This window comes from uncultured Thiohalocapsa sp., from assembly GCF_913063425.1.
Taxonomy (GTDB): Bacteria; Pseudomonadota; Gammaproteobacteria; order Chromatiales; family Chromatiaceae; genus Thiohalocapsa.
The window spans coordinates 42,211-59,181 of the sequence record NZ_CAJXYK010000026.1 but is presented as its reverse complement, the minus strand read 5'-3'; the positions used below and the strand labels follow the sequence as shown (position 1 = coordinate 59,181).

Below are 16,971 nucleotides of genomic sequence, written 5' to 3'. Positions count from 1 at the left end.
CGACACCGTCGACGCGATCCCTCGCTGAGCTGCGGGTGGCAGCCCGCGCCGCCGCGGAGCGCGCAACAGACCCGGCGCTGCGCGTCGGCCTCGCGCGCGAATGCACCGCTGCCGTGCTGCGGGGCTACTGGCAGCAGGCGCAGCCGGGTCCCCTGCCGGCGGCGCCCGCCGGCCTCGGCGGGGGCGCGCTGCCATGCGACCTCGCGCACCTGGTGCCGGAGCTCGCCGCCGCGTTGGCGCGCACGGCGCCGGACCGCGCGTTCTACGAGCTGGGCCGCCTCTACACCGCGCTCCTGCCGACGGACTACCGAGCACGCTACGGCGTTTACTATACGCCGCCTGAGCTGGCACAACGCCTCCTGGACCAGGCCACAGCGGCGGGGCTGGACTGGGCGCACTGCCGGGTGCTGGACCCGGCATGCGGCGGTGGCGCCTTTCTGGCGCCCGTGGCGCGGCGCATGCTCGCGGCCTTGCGCAGGCAGGCGCCCACACTGAGCCCGGCGGCGGCACGCGCGCAGGTGGCGACCCGGCTCCACGGCTACGAGATCGATCCCTTCGCCGCCTGGATCTCCCGGGCGGCGGTCGATGCGGTGCTCTGGGTTCCGGACACGCTGGAGCTGTCGGGCGGCGTTGAGCCCATTGTCGGCGATGCCATGGCAGCCGATGACCCGGCGCCCACCGCCGCGTTCGACCTGGTGGTGGGCAACCCGCCCTATGGCCGTGTCGGCCTGCCGGGCGAGCTGCGCACGCGCTACCGTCGCAGCCTGTACGGCCACGCCAACCTCTACGGCGTCTTCACCGACCTGGCGCTGCGTCAGGCCAAGCCCGGCGGTATCGTTGCTTATGTCACGCCGACCTCGTTCCTCGCCGGTAATTACTATCAGAATCTCCGCCGGCTGCTGGCGGACGAGGCCCCGCCGGTGAGTCTGGATTTCGTGGCTTCCCGCAGCGGCGTCTTCGACGACGTGCTCCAGGAAACCCTGCTGGCGGTCTATCGCAAAGGCGCGGCCAGACAACGGGCTGTCACCGCGACCCTCGCCGGTGCGGGCGACGGCGGACTCAGGGTCAGTCCCGCCGGGGCCTTCGAGCTGCCGGCCGGCGGCGCCGAGCCCTGGCTCGCACCCCGCACCGCCTCCCAGGCGCCGCTGCTGGCTGCTGCCCGCACGCTGCCCCACCGGCTTGCGGACTGGGGCTACCGCGTCAGCACCGGGCCACTGGTCTGGAACCGCCACAAGCCGCAGCTCACCCCGCGGCAGGCGCCGGACTGCCTGCCACTCATCTGGGCCGAGGCGGTGAGCGCAGACGGGACCTTCCGCTTCCGCGCCGACAAGAAGAATCACCAGCCCTACTGCCGCATTCGCGATCAGCGCGATCACTGGCTCATCGTGCGGGAGCCCTGCGTGCTGGTGCAGCGCACCACCGCCAAGGAGCAGGCGCGACGGCTCATCGCCGCCGAGCTCCCCGCCGCGTTCCTCGAGGCCCACGGCGGCGCTGTGGTGGAAAACCACCTGAACATGATTCGCCCCACGGATGACGGCGCCCGGGTACCCGCCGCCGTCCTCGCCGCACTACTGAATACCCGCGTGGTGGACCAGCTCTTCCGCTGCATCAGCGGCAGTGTCGCCGTCTCCGCGTACGAGCTGTCCGCATGGCCATTACCCGCACCGGCGCGACTCGGCGAGCTCGCCGCATTGGTCGCGTCGGAATCAGACCGGGCCGCCATCGACGCGGCCTGCGACCGGCTCTACGGACTGTCCGATCATGGCTGAGCCGTGTTTGCCGGCCCTGCCAGATGTCGCGGAGGTCCACCGGCAATAAGGTCGTGGCTCGCGACGACGAGTTGGCGGCCAAAATCGGGCTGACAATTCAAGCAGACCGCGATCTGCCGGACCTGATTCTGGTGGACCTTGGACCAGCTGATCCGCTGCTGCTTTTCGTCGAAGTCGTCGCCACAGACGGCCCCATCAGCGAGCGCCGGCGCCTCAGCCTCACTGAATTGGCCGCGAACGGCGGCTTCGATGCGAGCCGGGTGGCCTGTCTCAGCGCCTATGCGGACCGCGATGCACCAGGATATCGCAAGACCTACCGCCACCTGGCCTGGGGCAGCTTTGCCTGGTTTGCCTCGGAGCCCGACAAGCTGTTGATCCTGCGTGAGGGCGTCGTCGAGCTGGATGCCCTGTTGCCGCTCGACCCTTGACGAAGCCCCGTACCCGGCGCCCTGATGCCGCGCGAGCGCATCACCATCGCCCGCCTCACCGGCTGTCTCGGCAGCGGCTCGCGGCTGTTCTGCATCACCCGGGACATCGCGCGCGCGACGGTGGCAGCCTGCCTGGCGCAAGCGCTCAAAGCGGCGACGGGCGGGGCCTGACCGCAGGGGTCAGGCGGCGGGCGGCGCCTGTCAGGACGGGCGCTGCTTGCGCTTGTAGCCGGCCTTCTCCAGCTCGGCGAGGTAGTCCTTCCACAGCCCCTCCTGGTTGTTGCCGAGGCTGTACAGATACTCCCAGGAGTAGATGCCGGTGTTGTGCTCGTCGTCGAAGTGCAGGCAGACGGCGTAGTTGCCCACGGGCTCGATGCGGTCGATGTTCACGTCCTCCTTGCCCGTCTGCAGCACGCGCTGGCCGGGCCCATGGCCCTGGACCTCCGCGGACGGCGAGTACACGCGCAGCAGCTCCACCGGCAGGGTGAAGTGCGCGCCGTCGTCGAAGGTGATCTCCAGCACCCGGGAGTTGCGGTGCAGGTTGAATTCAGTGGGCGTGGGCATGGGCTGACTCCTTGGAATTCGATGTTGCAGACAGCCGATCAAATGGGCCGGCCGCCGCGCCGCTTCAACGCCCTGGGTGCGCCCGCCGATGTCCACCCAGCATGGCTTGACCCGGCAGAGGTCTGCCCGTCGCCGGCAGCGCAGCCGCCGCATGCCCGGCGTCGAGCGGGGATGCGGCGAGCCGCTGAAGCCGCCGTACCCGGCCGTCTCAGCCCTCAGCCCTCAGCCCTCTCCTAGAGGATGTACTGAGACAAATCCTCATCCGCCGCCAGCCCGCCCAGATTCTGGTCCACATAGGCGGCGTTGATGGTGACGGTGACCCGGTCCAGCTCGGCGGCGTTGAAGGAGATGTCCTCCAGCAGGCGCTCTATGACGGTGTGCAGGCGGCGGGCACCGATGTTCTCGGTGTGCTCATTGACGTGGTAGGCGATCTCCGCGAGGCGGCGGATGCCGTCGTCGGTGAACTCGACGGTCACGCCCTCGGTGCCGAGCAGGGCGGCATACTGGTCGGTCAGGGACTCGTCAGGCTCCGTGAGGATGCGCACGAAATCATCGGTGCTGAGGGCGTCCAGCTCCACGCGAATGGGCAGGCGGCCTTGCAGCTCCGGAATCAGGTCCGAGGGCTTGGCGAGCTGGAAGGCGCCGGAGGCGATGAACAGGATATGGTCGGTGCGGATGGCGCCGTGCTTGGTGGACACGGTGCTGCCCTCCACCAGCGGCAGCAGGTCGCGCTGCACGCCCTCGCGCGAGACGTCGCCGCCGCCGACGTTCTCGGCCCGGCGGGTGACCTTGTCCAGCTCGTCCAGGAAGACGATGCCGTTGTTCTCCACGTTCCTGAGCGCCCGCTGCTTCATCTCCTCTTCGTTGACCAGCTTGGCGGCCTCCTCGTCCTTCAGCACCTTGCGGGCGTCACCGATGCGCATGCGCCGGCGCTTGGTGCGGTTGCTGCCGAGGTTCTGAAACAGCCCCTGGAGCTGGCTCGTCATCTCCTCCATGCCCGGCGGAGCCATGATCTCCACGCCCAGGTTCATGCTCACCTCGATGTCGATTTCCTTGTCGTCCAGCTCGCCGTCGCGCAGCCGTGCGCGGAACTTCTCGCGGGTCCCGCTGCTCGCCCCGCCACCGCGGCTGTCCTCCTCGAAGCCGGACGGCTTCGGCAGCAGGGCATCCAGAATGCGCTCCTCGGCGGCGGCCTCGGCCTTGCCGGCGTTGGCCTGCATTTCTTTCTCGCGCTCCATCTTGATGGCGATGTCGGCGAGATCGCGAACGATGGACTCGACATCGCGGCCGACGTAGCCCACTTCCGTGAACTTGGTGGCCTCGATCTTGATGAAAGGCGCTTCCGCGAGCTTCGCGAGCCGGCGCGCGATCTCGGTCTTGCCCACACCGGTGGGACCGATCATCAGGATGTTCTTCGGCGTGATCTCCGAGCGCATGGGCTCCGGAATCTGCGCCCGCCGCCAGCGGTTGCGCAGAGCAATGGCCACGGCGCGCTTGGCGGCGTCCTGGCCGATGATGTGCTTGTCGAGCTCGGCGACGATGCGCTTCGGGGTGATGTCGGACATGGTGGCCTGCGATGGTGAAGAGCCGGCGCGGTCGCTGCCGCCGCCGGCGGGCTGGTGCGGCGCGGGGCCGAGCGGCGGACGGGCGGCTCACTCGGCGCCGAGCTCCTCCAGCACCAGGTTATGGTTGGTGTAGATGCAGATGTCGGCGGCGATGCCCAAGGCCCGCTCGACGATGTCGCGGGCCGACAGCTCCGTATGCTCCAGCAGCGCCCGGGCCGCCGCCTGCGCGTAGCCGCTGCCGGAGCCGATGGACATGAGGTCGTGCTCGGGCTCCAGCACGTCGCCGGTGCCGCTGATGATGAGCGAGGCCTCGCGGTCGGCGACGCAGAGCATGGCCTCCAGCCGGCGCAGCATGCGGTCCGTGCGCCAGTCCTTGGCGAGCTCCACCGCGGCCCGGGTGAGATTGCCCTGGTGCTTCTCAAGCTTACCCTCGAAGCGCTCGAACAGCGTGAACGCATCCGCGGTGGCTCCGGCGAAACCCGCGAGGACCTGCCCCTTGTACAGGCGGCGCACCTTACGGGCGTTGCCCTTCATAACGGTCTGGCCCAGGGAAACCTGGCCATCGCCGCCGATGACGACGGCGCCGTTGCGGCGCACGCCCAGGATAGTGGTGCCGTGAAACTGTTCCATTGCTGCTGCGTCTCGACGAGGAATTGGCTGGCTGGGGGGCTGGGGGCTGGGGGCTGGGGGCTGGAGCGGGGCTGGACCGGGCTTGGGGGCCAGGGGCTCGGGTCGGGCCGACGCATGTCGGATCGGACCCCGGCCCCGAGGCGAAACCTTACATTGTACGCGGCAAAGCGCGCGACGTAAGCAGCAGCCCCGGGGGTCTGCATCGGCCATCCCGGTTGCTCCGCATGGCGCGTGACCAGCCGGCCCACGCCGCTCGGGCCGTGCTGGAGCCGTGCTGGGACACGGGGGGGGCGGCCGACCGGACCGCCTCCGCCGACCTCAGTCGCCCGCCGGCGCCGTCCCTACGGTGTCAGGCGGCTGCGCCGGGACGGCTTCCACCGCGGTGTCGCCGCGATCCTCCTCCCAGGGCTGGTTGCGGCAGATGGCGCGGGCGTCCAACAGCAGGCCGAAGATCTCGTGCAGGCGCTCGGGGATGCGGATGACGCCATTGGCGGCGCCGTACTTCTCGGCCAGCAGGTCCCGTGGTTGCCGTGAGAGATCGAACAGATCGACCAAGTGCATGCACCAATCGTCGAAATAGCGCGGGCCGATCTGCTCGAAGGCGATGAGCTCGACGCCGTGATGGCGGTCGTCGCGGATGATGCGGTTGAAGAGCTGGTTCACGGCCTTGGCCGGCCCCTCCAGCACCTGCAGGAATTGATCGCCCGAGAGCAGCAGCAGCCCGGTGATGCCGTGCTTGGCGTTGTGCTGGGCGGCGGTGTGCACCAGTGCGCGCAGGTCCTCGTTGGGCATGAAGGACGCGGAGCAGGTGCTGCGGTAGATGAGACGACAGTCTCCCATGGGCGGGGCTCACGGTTGCGGCGGGCGCGCGACAAAGCGTGCGACGCGCCCCTTGAAAGCCTGACCTTAGCAAAGGCGGGCTGGAATGCAACCACGGCAACACCTCATACAAAAGGCCCCCGGCGGGCGGCTGCCGCCGGGGGCCTGACAGACGCAACTCCGGGGCTCGGCCCCGGAGCGGGTGCTGTTACTGGATCACGCGGTCGATGACGTGCACAACGCCATTGGCGGCGTACAGGCCGGTCTTGACCACCTCGGCATTGGCAACACCCACATGGCCGTTGAAGCGCGCCGACGGACCGATGTCCAGGGTGCTGCCGTCCATGGCCTGGACGGTCTCGCTCTGAATCAGGTCAGTGGCGGTGTGGCGGCCGGGCACGATGTGCTTCTTCACCAGGGCGGCGAGCTTCTCCTTGTCAGCGAGCAGGGCCTGGCGCTCGTTCTCGGGCATGTCGGCAAAGGCCTCGTCGCTCGGCGCGAAGACCGTGTATTCGCCCGCCGCGGCGAGCTCCCGGTCGATGCCGGCCAGCTCCAGGGCCTGCTCGAAGCTGCCGAAGACACCGGAGCTGGCCAGGATGTCGGCCACGGTCTTGCCGCTGGCATAGGCGGGAACGCCCTGTACGTCATAGGGGGCGAGCATGTCCTGGGGCTTGGCATTCTTGAGGGCGGCGTTGGCGCGCTCGAAGGTCGCCTCGTCGGCGTAGCGGGAGCCGACGGACAGCGCCGTCAGCGGCCCCAGGGCCATGGCGAGGCCGAAGATCGCAAGCGGGCCGTAGTTGAACTTCTTCGGGGCGTTCTGAGTGGAATCGGTCATGGGTGCTTACCTCAGGTTACGGTCAGACAATGGTTGGGCAGCTGATTGCCGGCGCTCTGCTGACGTCGACAAAACCTGGTCGTTGACCCGGTTGGCGCGAATCATTGCGCCCGGATCGGCACTTGACAACGAATCCAACAAACACTCCGCGGTTTCTGACCAATTGACTCAGGTATTGCCTCCTGACTAACCCCAAGATCCCCTGCATCAAGCCATGAACAGCATTCGACAAGGCTTTATTCGGCATTCCACCAACTTCTGTCGAAGCCATTCATCCTGACCCGGCGGCGGCGCCCCGGCAGCCGGACTCGCGGTTTGAGCCACCCACCCGTCTAGACTCTCCGCAACCCGCAACGCCGGCCCGCCCCCATCGGCGCCGGCACCCTTCCCCCAACCCGCGGGCCATCCGGCCGCGACCGCCGCGCTCCCCCATGCGGCGCTCGCGGCCGCTTTTTTCGCGCTCGCGATCGGCATCGATCCTCCCTCGGACGGGGCACCTATGCGCGATAGAGCCGCCAGAACCGCTTCTCGTCGAAGCCGTCGAGCCGCGCATCGCCGATGAGCAGCACCGGCACGCCGCGGGCGCCGAGGCGCTCAAGCTCCTTGCGGGCGCGTGGGTTCCGGCCGACATCCATCTCGCGGAAGGCGATGCCCTCGCGCGCGAGGAAGGCTTTGGCGCGCTTGCAGTGCGGGCAGCCGGCAGTGGTGTAGAGGACGATGCGCTTGGCGGGCATGGCTTGGGGTCACCGTGGGAGCGGCAGTCCAGCCGCGACGGCGGCGGCGCGGGCACTGTCGCGGCCAGAGGCCGCTCCCACAGCGTGCCGGCGGCTGTGGGAGCGGCATTCTTGCCGCGACCGCGGCGGCACGGGCACTGTCGCGGCCTGAGGCCGCTCCCACAGCGTGCCGGCGGCTGTGGGAGCGGCATTCTTGCCGCGACCGCCGCAGCGTGCGTCAACGCTTGCGCTTCGCCCGCGGATGCGCCTTGTCGTATACCTGTGCCAGGTGCTGAAAATCCAGGTGCGTGTAGACCTGGGTGGTGCTGATGTCGGCGTGGCCGAGCATCTCCTGCACGGCGCGCAGGTCGCCGGAGGACTCCAGCAGGTGGCTGGCGCAGGAGTGGCGCAGCAGGTGCGGATGCAGCTTGCGTCCGGCGCCGCGCTGCTCGGCCCACAGGCGCAGGCGCTGCTGCACCGTGCGTGGGTGGATGCGCCGGCCGCGGCTGCTGACGAAGAGCGCGGGCTCATCCAGGCCGGCCAGGAGCCCGCGCACCTGAAGCCAGCGCCCGATGGCAGCGAGCGCCGCGCGTCCCACCGGCACGCGACGGGTCTTCGCACCCTTGCCGACGACGGTGAGGGTCGCATCCGCCGGGTCGATGTCGCGGGTGTCCACGCCGATCAGCTCCGCCAGTCGCAGGCCAGAGGAATAGAACAGCTCAACCATGGCCGTGTCGCGGCGGGTGAGCGGGTCGTCGCCACCTCCCTGATCGGGGCCGGCGTCGATGAGCGCCCCCAGCTGGTCCGGGTCGAAGGTGTTGGGCAGGCGCTGCCGCGCCTTCGGCGGGCGCACGGTGCGGGCCGGGTTCAGACTCGCCGCGCCCTCGCGCAGCAGGTATTCGAACAGCGCCCGCAGTGCGGAGAGCTCGCGCGCGAGGGTGCGGGCGGAGACGCCGGCACGATGGCGGTCGGCGACGTAGCGGCGCACCTGTCCGTCGCTCAGGGCCGGCCAGTCGCCCACGCGGCGCTCGGCGCGCCAGGCGAGCACGCGCAGCAGGTCCCTGCGGTAGGCATCCAGGGTATGGCCAGACAGCCGCCGCTCGTGCGCGAGGTGATGCAGGAAGGCGTCCAGCCAGTGGTCGCCCGTGGCGGCGGCGCCCACAGGCGGGGTCGGGCCTGAGACGGGACGGTCGGCCATGGGCTTCGTCTGCGACGCGGATCGGGTCTCAGCGTCTAGGCTTGCCGATGCGCGAGGTCCGTGAGCTTGGCGCCGGCGATGGCGCCCAAGCGCTCCAGCAGCTCTGTGCCCATGTCCCGCGTGAACCGCTTGGGGTCGCGGCTGCCGATGCCGAGCACCCCGGTCTGCTCGGTGCCGCGCATGGGTACCAGGGCTGCGGACTGGATGGCCTCGGCGTCGGCGCCGAAGAGCGGCTCCGCCTGCTTCGGCATCAGCGGGCCGCACAGGCAGCGGTCGCGGTCGATGAACTCGAGGAACCCCTTCACCACCGGATCGTCCGCCCGCTGCGCCGGGTCCACCGGGAAAAGCTTGATGGCCACGGCCTCGGCATTGAACTGCTCGCGCAGCGCCGCCTCCAGTGCCGCACAGGCCCGCTCCAGGTCCGGCACGGTGATGAGCTGCACCGTCAGCTCGTGCAGGCGGGCCGCGAGCTGGTCGTACTCGTGCGCACGCGCCATCAGGTGATTGAGCCGGCCGCGCTCATGCCCCAGCTGCTCGCGCAGCACAGCCACCTGGTGCTCGATGAGGGACACGGCGCCGCCGGCACCATGGGGTACATGCAGCTTGGCGAGCACCTCCGGGTGGTGCACCAGAAAATCCGGGTGCTGCAGCAGGTAGGCGGCAACGGCGCGGTCAGACGGGTCTGCACCGGCACCGACAGCGGCGCCGGGCTGCGTGGACGCGGCACTGCCGGCGGATGGGCTCCCGGATTTGGGGCGGCTGCTCATAGATCGATGTCTCCGTCGAACACACGGGTCGCAGGCCCGGTCATCTGCACGGGCGCGCCGGCCCCAGGCCAATGTACCACAAGGGTCCCCCCCGGGAGGCTCACCGCCACCTCGGCGTCCAGCTCGCCCCACAGACGGCCCGCCACGACGGCGGCACAGGCGCCGGTGCCGCAGGCCAGGGTCTCCCCGGCACCGCGCTCCCAGACCCGCAGCCGCACCCGATGCCGATCCTGGATCTCAAGGAAGCCCACATTGACCCGTCTCGGAAAGCGCGGGTGGTGCTCGATGCGAGGCCCCAGCACTGCAACCGGCGCCGTGTCCATATCGGCCACCGCCAGCACCGCGTGCGGATTGCCCATGGACACAGCGGCGATGTCCACCACACCATCGTCAAGCGCCAGCGGGTAGCGGGTCGCCTGGCGCTCGGCAATGAAGGGAATGTCCGCCGGCTCGAGCCGCGGCACGCCCATGTCCACGCAGACCCGGCCGTCCGCCTGCACCCGCAGCAGGATAGGCCCGGCGGCGGTGCCCACGGGGATCTCGGACTTGTCCGTGAGGCCGGCGTCGCGCACGTAGCGGGCGAAGCAGCGCGCACCATTGCCGCACTGCTCCACCTCCGAGCCGTCGGCGTTGAAAATCCGATAGTGGAAATCCGTCCCCGGCAGCCGCGGCGGTTCCACCAGTAGCACCTGATCGCAGCCGACGCCGAAGCGGCGATCAGCCAGCCGCGCCGCCAGCGCCGGCGTGAGCTGCACCTGCTGGCGCACCCCGTCGAGCACGACGAAGTCGTTGCCCAGGCCATGCATTTTGGTGAATCGCAGGCGCATCAGATCAAATTCCTGGGGCGAGGGGCGAGGGGCGATGCATCAGAGCCGCCAGCCTCGTCACTCGTCACTCGCCACCCAACCTCCCCCACACCGCCAAATGCCGATCGCTGACGACGTTCACCGACAGCTGCCCGGCAAGCCCCGCCGCGCGTAGTTGCTCGGTGACCTCCGCCGGCTCGAAGGCCGCGTGCAGGGAGTTGCGGAAGTCCTGCTTCAGCACCTCCGGCGCATCGGCGGCGTAGGTTTCCACCAGGGCAGCGGCCTGCCCGGCGGAGGCGGGCCGGGTCAGATCCATCACCAGCACCAGGGCCCCGGGCTTGGCCGCCGCGCGGATGCTGCGCCAGAGCACCTGCGGCTCGTGCAGGTGGTGCAGCAGGCTGTTGGAGAGGATCAGGTCGTAGGCGCCGGGCTCGATGCGCCCGGACGGCAGCTTGTCGCACAGCAGCCGCGCGCGGGCGACGACATCGGGCAGGGCGTCGATGGCCGCCCGCGCCAGGTCCAGCATGGCCTGACTGCCGTCCAGGGCGTCACAGTGCAGCCGGGGCCAGCGGCGCAGCAGCCGGATCACGATGTCCGCCGGGCCGCAGCCCAGGTCCAGCGCACGGCAGCCGTCGAGGTCGCCTGGGGCCAGCTCCGTCAGCAGGCGCAGGAACAGCTCGTTGGGCTCGCTGAAGTCGGCCTCGGCATAGGCGCGGGCCTGTTCGGGGCCGTCCATCAGCTCGGGCTCGGGGCGACGCTTCATGGGCTGGTCTCCGGGCGATGTTGCCTGCGGGGCGGATTGCGGGGCGGATTGCTGGGCGGATTGCTGGGCACGCGTTGCAGCAGCGCAGGTCACGCGGCGCGGCGTGCCAAGCGCGCGGGGTTTCAGGGCAAGGTGCTTTCGCCGGCATACAGGTCCGCAAGCTGCTCCCGGCGGCGCACCAGATGGGCCTCCGCCCCGTCCACGATGACTTCCGCCGCACGCGGGCGGCTGTTGTAGTTGGAGCTCATACTGAAGCCGTAAGCGCCGCTGGAGCGCACCGCGAGCAGATCGCCCGGTGCGAGCACCAGCGCCCGGCCCTTGCCCAGAAAGTCGCCGGTCTCGCAGACAGGCCCCACGATGTCCCAGCCGATGGGCTCGCCGGCGCGTCGCTCGGCGGGCACGATCTCCTGCTCCGCCTGGTACAGGGCCGGGCGCAGCAGGTCGTTCATGGCCGCATCCACGATGGCGAAGTTGTGGGTGGCCGTGGGCTTGAGGTACTCCACCCGGGTGAGCAGGATGCCGGCATTGCCGGCGATGGCGCGTCCGGGCTCCAGGATGATCTCCAGGTCGCGGTCGCCCAGGCGCGCGTCGAGGGCCTCGGCATAGGCGTCCGGCTCCGGTGGGGCTTCGTCGGTGTAGCGGATGCCGAGGCCGCCGCCCAGGTCCAGGTGCTCGATGCCGATGCCCCGGGCGGCGAGCCGGTCCAGCAGTGCCAGCACCCGGTCCAGCGCGTCCAGGAAGGGCGACAGCTCCGTCAGTTGCGAGCCGATGTGGCAGTCGATGCCGGCCACGTGGATGTGCTCAAGCGCCGCGGCCCGCTGATAGACCGCCTCCGCCGCGTGGATGTCGATGCCGAATTTGTTCTCCCGGAGCCCGGTGGAGATGTATGGATGCGAGCGGGCATCCACATCCGGGTTCACCCGCAGCGACACGGTGGCGGTGGTGTCGAGCTCCGCTGCGACGGCGGCAATGCGCAGGAGCTCGGGCTCCGACTCCACGTTGAAGCAGCGGATGCCCACGGCCAGGGCCCGGCGGATCTCGTCCGTGCGCTTGCCGACGCCGGAGAAGATCACCTTGCCCGGGTCACCGCCGGCGGCGAGCACCCGCTCCAGCTCGCCCACGGAGACGATGTCGAAGCCGGAGCCCAGGCGCGCCAGCAGGTTCAGCACGCCCAGGTTGCCGTTGGCCTTCACCGCGAAGCAGATCAGGTGCGCCCGCGCGCCGAGGGCGCGGTCGAAGGCGTGCCAGTGGCGCTCCAGCGTGGCGCGGGAGTAGACGTAGCAGGGGGTGCCGAAGCGCGCGGCGAGCTCGCTCACCGGCATGTCTTCGGCGAAGAGCCGCCCGTCACGCTCGTTGAAGTGGTCCATCGGCCGAATCCGCAGCAAGTGGCCCGCGGCGCTACTGAGCGGCGTCGGCGTCCGCCGGTGCCGCCGGCGGCCAGGCCGCGTCCTCGGGCGGGAAGGGAAAGGGTGCCGCCCTGCCGCGGGCATCGCGCTCGGCGCGCGCCGGGTCGTCCTCGGCGAGGTACAGGTCGCCGGTCTGACCGCAGGCGGCGAGCAGGGTCGCCCCCGCCAGGGCGAGGGCCAGCGCGAGCGGCATGACAGCGTGGCGGTGTCGGGGCTGCATGCGGCGATGATGCCGCATCCGGCGATGGCGGGCAAAACCCGTTGCGCGGGTGCCGGTGCAGCGGGCGGGCGTTGGGGGTCTTGGGCGCCGCGCCGCAGGCGCTCGCGGCCTGCACCCGACTCGATGGCCGGCGACGGCAGGGCTCAGTCGCTCGGCTGCTCGCCCGGTTGCGCTGCGCGGAAGCGGGCCTGGGTGGCGCCGTCCGCATCCAGCAGCACCAGCTCGTCACCGCGGATACGATGGCTCGCCACGCGCTCCAGGGCGGCGAAATAGGCGGCTTCCTGCTCGTTGATGCCCTCCGGCTCGGGACACAGCATCTTGGTGGCGGCGAGCGGGCCCTCCAGCGCAAAATCCTCGCCGGAGACGATATAGCCGCCGCGATAATTGTTGCAGGCCTTGCCGCTGAGGCGGCCGTCATCGGCGAGCATCAGCACGAAGTCGGTGCCCGCGGCGACGGTGACGAGCCCACCTTTACCGTTGTTGTAATGCGTGAGATGCCAGGTGGTGCCGGTGAGCGGCGTGCCGGCGAGCTCCACGAAGGTCAGGAGCGCTTCCCCGTCTGCGTCCGTGAGCGCCAGGCCGGTGTCGGTGAGCCCATAGCCCGCCACCTGCCCGAGCGCGGCGATGACCGCCTGCTCCTGCTCCATGAGCGGCGGCGGACAGGCCATCATGGTGCTCGCCATGTTCGGCGCGATGGTCAGCACCTCGTCCTCCAGGCTGTAGCCGCCGAGCAGCCGATTGCAGCCCGCACTGCCGCCGACCCGACCGTCCTCGAAGCGCAGCACCGCCCGGGCGCCGCCCTCGGCGGCGTCGGTGAGGCCGGCTTCGGTGCGGTACCGGGCGAGCTGCCAGTCCTGGTCTTCGAGACCGGATGCTGCCACCGGCGTGGCGTGGGCCGCGACGAGCAGCAGACCGGCGACGAGCACGGGCTGAGGCGGACGATGCATCGGCGTCATAGGGGCAGGTCTCCGTTGCGGTGAGCGGGTGACGGTGGGAGGCGCATTATGGCCCATCACCGCCCAACGCATACGCAGACGCAGCCGACGCCCGAGCCAAGGCGCGACCCGGGCGACGTCAGGGGGTCAGGGGCGCGCGTCAGGGCAAGATGCGAATGGGGGTGCCGTCCCGCACCAGCCGCCAGATCTCGTCCATTTCGTGGTTCTTGACGGCGATGCAGCCGTCGGTCCAGTCGCGCCCGTCGTACTCCCGCGCCACGGCGGGGGAGGTGAGCCAGTTCGGGCGGCCGTGGATCATGATCATGCCGCCGGGGTCGATGCCCATGGCGCGGGCGAAGGCGCGGTCGCGGTGGTTCGGGTAGGAGATATGGATAGACTTGTGGAAGTTGCTGTTGGGGTTGCGCCAGTTGAGGACGTAGTCGCCCTCGGGCGTGCGCTCATCGCCCTCCTGAAATTTGTGCCCCACTGGGCTGTCGCCGAGCGCGACGGTGTACTCGCGGAAGACCTCGCCGTCGTGCAGCAATTGCAGCTTGCGCTCGCCCTTGCGGACCAGAACGCTGTCGACGAAGCGCGGCGCGACCTCCGGTTTGGACGCGCAGCCGGTAAGGAGACCGCCGACCAGGAGCGTACTGAAGGCGACGACGGCGGCGAGCAGCAGGGCTGCGGCTCGACGATGGCGCGAGCGCCGGTTTGACGCGGTGGGGTTTGCCGCGGTGGGGTTTGCCGCGGTGGGATTCGGCGCGGTTGGTGGGCAGCCGGGCGGATACTGAGGCATGGTTGTGTGCGCGGTGCGCCTCTCGACTCAACAGGAGCTGAGATTCTACCCTGTCTCAGACCCAGCAACAGCCGTCATTCGCGCTACAAATGTATCGGAATATCTGTTGTTTATGGCAGGTTCTTGAACCTCGCCGCAGGCTTCGGGGCAGCGCCCGCATCCTGGCGCAGACAGCGGGCCGGGGGTGCAAGGCTGCGGCGCGTTCGAGGCCTCCGTGCCATTTGCCGCTGGCGAACTGAAGTCCGCCCGCCCTAGGCCGCCGTCTCCTCCCTCGCCGGCGCCGCGCTCACCAGCAGGCGGGCGACGGCCCGGTCCGTGAGCGGGTCGCGGGAGAGCAACCGGGCGCTGCCCTGGCGCAGCGCATCGGCCAGCCGCTCCACCGAGAGCACCCGGGCGTTGCGCCCGCGCCGGTCCGCGAACAGCACCAGACCGCTCTTGCGGCTGATCCAGCTGGCGCGCAGGCTCAGGTTGGCGTCGCCCAGCTGCTGCACCTCCAGCCAGTCGCCCACGGCCACCTGCCGGGCGGCGTCCAGGTGCGGGTCCTTGCTGACCGCGGGCGCTGAATCAGCGGCGTCGGTCGCCGCCTCGGATGCGTGCGCCTGCACCTGCACCGACCCTTCGTGCGCCGGCGCGGATGCCGCCTCCACCAGCGTGCTGTCGGGGTCGAAGCCGGCGTCGGCGGTGTCGTCCTCGGTGGAATCCCAGACCTGCGAGACCATGAGCCAGGGCAGAGAGTCCGAGTCCGGCGTGGTCGCCGCGGTGCCGTCTGCGGCGTGCGCATCCTCCGCGGGCGCCGGCGTGCCGTCGGCGACCTGGGGCTCACCCGCCGCGGCGGTATTGGGGCTCGGCGCAGCCTCCGCCTGCGGGCGGACCGCGGCCATGTGCAGGGGCATCAGCTCAGACAGAAACACCTCCCAGACGTCGCTGCGACCGATGCGCGCAAGGCCCGCCGGCAGCTGCTCCAGTAGATAGGGGAGCATATGCATGAGCCGGTTGCGGTCATCAGGCTCAGTCTTGGGCTGGACGCTCCAGATCAGGTCCTCCAGCGTGCCGAGCGCCCCGCGCCAATCCTCGCCGGCATCGCCGTAGCGCACGTAGATGCGCCCGAGCAGCTCCCGCCAATGGTCGTCGATGAAATCCGCCACAGACGCCGGCAGGGGGCGGTCGTCGCGGCGACGGGCGATCTGGTCCGCCACCACCGCCTCGGCGACGAGCTTGCGGTCGCGCTGCTCCAGGCGCTGCACCAGCTCGCCCACCTGGCCGCGCGCGGCCTGCTCCGCCTCGCGCAGGATGGCTTCAATCTGCTCCACCTCGGTGTTGAACACCGCCGTGTCGTGGTCGAAGTCGGCCAGCACATTGTCCACCGCCGCGCGGATGCGCTTGAGGAGCGCCTGCTCGTCCTCGCCGCTGAAGCCGCGGGCGGCGGCGGCGATGACATCCAGGAGCCGCCGCGCCGGGTGGCGCTGCTCGGAGAAGAAGCCCTTGTTCAGCAGGGCCACCTTGAGGATGGGTACCTGGAGCTTGCCGATCTCGTCGCGCAGGCGCGGCGGCAGCTCCGCATCGCTGAAGATGCAATCGAAGAGCATCGCCACCAGCTCGATGGTGACGGCGTCGTTGGGCTGAAGCCAACGCAGCAGCGGCGAGGCACCGAGGCTGCGCAGGAGTGCGCTGCTGCGGGTGTCCACTGCCTGCAAGTCGATGCCGAGCTTGGCCGCCGCACCTTCGAGACCGCGCTGAAGACCGGTGAGGCCGTCGATGAGCTGGCTCAGCACCATGGGTGCCATGCGCCCGTCCGTCGGATCTGCGCCGGCCGGCGCCTGGCCTGCACCGCCCGCGGGTGCGCCACCGCCGCCGCCGCTGCCCGACCCACCGCCGCCGGCGCCACCGCCGGACGGTCCGCCGCCGGACTGTCCGCCCCCGCGACCACGCTCGCCCATCAGACCGCTCGCGAGCTGCACGAAAACGTCCCCTACGGCGTCGCCTCCGCCCCGGTGCGGGCGGTCCAGCTCGTGCTCGCGCTCCTCGATCTCCACCGGCAGCTTCGGCAGCACACCCTGCTCCACCAGGTACTCGTTCAGCTCCCGATAGATGCCCGGCAGGCGCTCCGCGGTGTAGTGCTCGAAGGTCTCCAGCAGGATCAATGACAGCTGGGCACCGGCCCAGTTGGCCTCGGCGGCGTCCACGAAAGCGGCAAACAGGCGCTTGACGGAGAAGGGGTTGCTCTCGCCCTCCACGCGGCGGGCGCCGATCAGCGCGGCCACCCGCCGATCCAGGGCCGTCACCTGCTGCGAGCAGGCGTAGCCCGCCTTGGCCGAGAGACGGGCGATGGCAAGGTCACGCTCGAAGGCTTGCGCTTCCACCAGCGAGAGCTCCTGCACGCCGTCCCAGGCGTCGTGCCCGTCGCCGCTGACCTGGGCGATGGCCTGGTCGCAACTGCGGCAGTAGGTTTCGCGAAAGCGCCGCAACAGCCCGAGCCCGCCGTTGGCGAGCAGGGCATGGCCGGATTCGTAAAGCTCCCGGCGCCCGCTGTCGCCGGCGCGGGCCGCGAGCTGCGCGAGGTCCGCACGTGCGGGCTGCATCTGCTCCGCGAAAGCGCCCGCAACCGCGTCCACGACGCGGTCACGGAGCGCGTGCAGGAGTGTCATCGCCGCGGCGGGTGAGATCGCCCCGGCGGGGGAAGGGCTCGCGTTGTGCTCCGGCATGGGGGTGCTCGGCTCCATTGGCATGCAGCGACGTATCCACGCGGATGCGCAGACC

At 70.3% G+C, this 16,971-nt stretch carries 18 protein-coding genes; 3 read left to right on the top strand and 15 right to left on the bottom strand.

Going from position 1 to position 16,971, the window contains the following annotated elements; translation table 11 throughout:
- Nucleotides 1-35: 35 nt before the first annotated feature.
- The 3 genes from QZ607_RS14905 to QZ607_RS14895 are packed head-to-tail and all read left to right on the top strand — an operon-like array spanning nt 36 to nt 2,368.
- Entirely contained in the window at nt 36-1,769 is a 1,734-nt protein-coding gene (locus QZ607_RS14905; RefSeq protein ID WP_295884125.1) for an N-6 DNA methylase, read from the top strand.
- A 23-nt stretch (nt 1,770-1,792) separates the two neighbouring features.
- Nucleotides 1,793-2,197: a BsuBI/PstI family type II restriction endonuclease gene (locus QZ607_RS14900; protein ID WP_295884124.1), complete on the top strand. Its 405-nt coding sequence runs from the start codon at nt 1,793-1,795 to the stop codon at nt 2,195-2,197.
- Between the two features lie 24 nt (nt 2,198-2,221).
- On the top strand, nt 2,222-2,368 hold the full coding sequence (locus QZ607_RS14895) for a hypothetical protein (protein WP_295884122.1): 147 nt from the start codon (nt 2,222-2,224) through the stop codon (nt 2,366-2,368).
- 30 nt (nt 2,369-2,398) lie between these two features.
- On the opposite strand, the gene QZ607_RS14890 is transcribed toward QZ607_RS14895, so the two are convergent.
- The 15 genes from QZ607_RS14890 to QZ607_RS14820 form a co-directional block, all read right to left on the bottom strand.
- Nucleotides 2,399-2,761: a DUF971 domain-containing protein gene (locus QZ607_RS14890; protein ID WP_295884120.1), complete on the bottom strand. Its 363-nt coding sequence runs from the start codon at nt 2,759-2,761 to the stop codon at nt 2,399-2,401.
- A gap of 233 nt (nt 2,762-2,994) precedes the next feature.
- Nucleotides 2,995-4,326: an ATP-dependent protease ATPase subunit HslU gene (gene hslU, locus QZ607_RS14885; protein ID WP_295884118.1), complete on the bottom strand. Its 1,332-nt coding sequence runs from the start codon at nt 4,324-4,326 to the stop codon at nt 2,995-2,997.
- 87 nt (nt 4,327-4,413) lie between these two features.
- Nucleotides 4,414-4,956, bottom strand: a complete 543-nt coding sequence (gene hslV, locus QZ607_RS14880; RefSeq protein ID WP_295884116.1) for an ATP-dependent protease subunit HslV — start codon at nt 4,954-4,956, stop codon at nt 4,414-4,416.
- Between the two features lie 318 nt (nt 4,957-5,274).
- On the bottom strand, nt 5,275-5,796 hold the full coding sequence (locus QZ607_RS14875) for a BLUF domain-containing protein (protein WP_295884114.1): 522 nt from the start codon (nt 5,794-5,796) through the stop codon (nt 5,275-5,277).
- Nucleotides 5,797-5,983: 187 nt separating this feature from the next.
- A complete protein-coding gene (locus QZ607_RS14870; protein ID WP_295884112.1) occupies nt 5,984-6,610 on the bottom strand; it encodes a fasciclin domain-containing protein in 627 nt (208 codons plus the stop codon).
- Between the two features lie 497 nt (nt 6,611-7,107).
- On the bottom strand, nt 7,108-7,344 hold the full coding sequence (locus QZ607_RS14865) for a glutaredoxin family protein (protein WP_295884108.1): 237 nt from the start codon (nt 7,342-7,344) through the stop codon (nt 7,108-7,110).
- A gap of 217 nt (nt 7,345-7,561) precedes the next feature.
- Nucleotides 7,562-8,521 (bottom strand): tyrosine recombinase XerC, encoded by a 960-nt coding sequence (gene xerC / locus QZ607_RS14860; RefSeq protein ID WP_295884105.1) that lies wholly within the window; start codon nt 8,519-8,521, stop codon nt 7,562-7,564.
- Between the two features lie 35 nt (nt 8,522-8,556).
- The gene (locus tag QZ607_RS14855) at nt 8,557-9,288 is read right to left on the bottom strand and encodes a DUF484 family protein (RefSeq protein WP_295884101.1); all 732 of its coding nucleotides are present in this window, start codon (nt 9,286-9,288) and stop codon (nt 8,557-8,559) included.
- Nucleotides 9,285-10,115, bottom strand: a complete 831-nt coding sequence (gene dapF / locus QZ607_RS14850; RefSeq protein WP_295884099.1) for a diaminopimelate epimerase — start codon at nt 10,113-10,115, stop codon at nt 9,285-9,287. Before dapF ends, QZ607_RS14855 begins: the two co-directional genes overlap by 4 nt.
- Before the next feature lie 64 nt (nt 10,116-10,179).
- On the bottom strand, nt 10,180-10,857 hold the full coding sequence (locus tag QZ607_RS14845; protein ID WP_295884096.1) for a class I SAM-dependent methyltransferase: 678 nt from the start codon (nt 10,855-10,857) through the stop codon (nt 10,180-10,182).
- Nucleotides 10,858-10,979: 122 nt separating this feature from the next.
- Nucleotides 10,980-12,224: a diaminopimelate decarboxylase gene (gene lysA, locus QZ607_RS14840; RefSeq protein ID WP_295884094.1), complete on the bottom strand. Its 1,245-nt coding sequence runs from the start codon at nt 12,222-12,224 to the stop codon at nt 10,980-10,982.
- 31 nt (nt 12,225-12,255) lie between these two features.
- Nucleotides 12,256-12,456 (bottom strand): lipoprotein, encoded by a 201-nt coding sequence (locus QZ607_RS14835; RefSeq protein ID WP_295884092.1) that lies wholly within the window; start codon nt 12,454-12,456, stop codon nt 12,256-12,258.
- Nucleotides 12,457-12,626: 170 nt separating this feature from the next.
- Nucleotides 12,627-13,439 carry an META domain-containing protein gene (locus QZ607_RS14830; RefSeq protein WP_295884090.1) on the bottom strand — a complete coding sequence of 271 codons (813 nt, stop codon included), beginning with the start codon at nt 13,437-13,439 and terminating at the stop codon, nt 12,627-12,629.
- A 139-nt stretch (nt 13,440-13,578) separates the two neighbouring features.
- A complete protein-coding gene (locus QZ607_RS14825) occupies nt 13,579-14,214 on the bottom strand; it encodes a murein L,D-transpeptidase family protein (RefSeq protein WP_367268199.1) in 636 nt (211 codons plus the stop codon).
- Between the two features lie 251 nt (nt 14,215-14,465).
- Entirely contained in the window at nt 14,466-16,916 is a 2,451-nt protein-coding gene (locus QZ607_RS14820) for a DUF1631 family protein (protein ID WP_295884088.1), read from the bottom strand.
- Between the last annotated feature and the right edge of the window lie 55 nt (nt 16,917-16,971).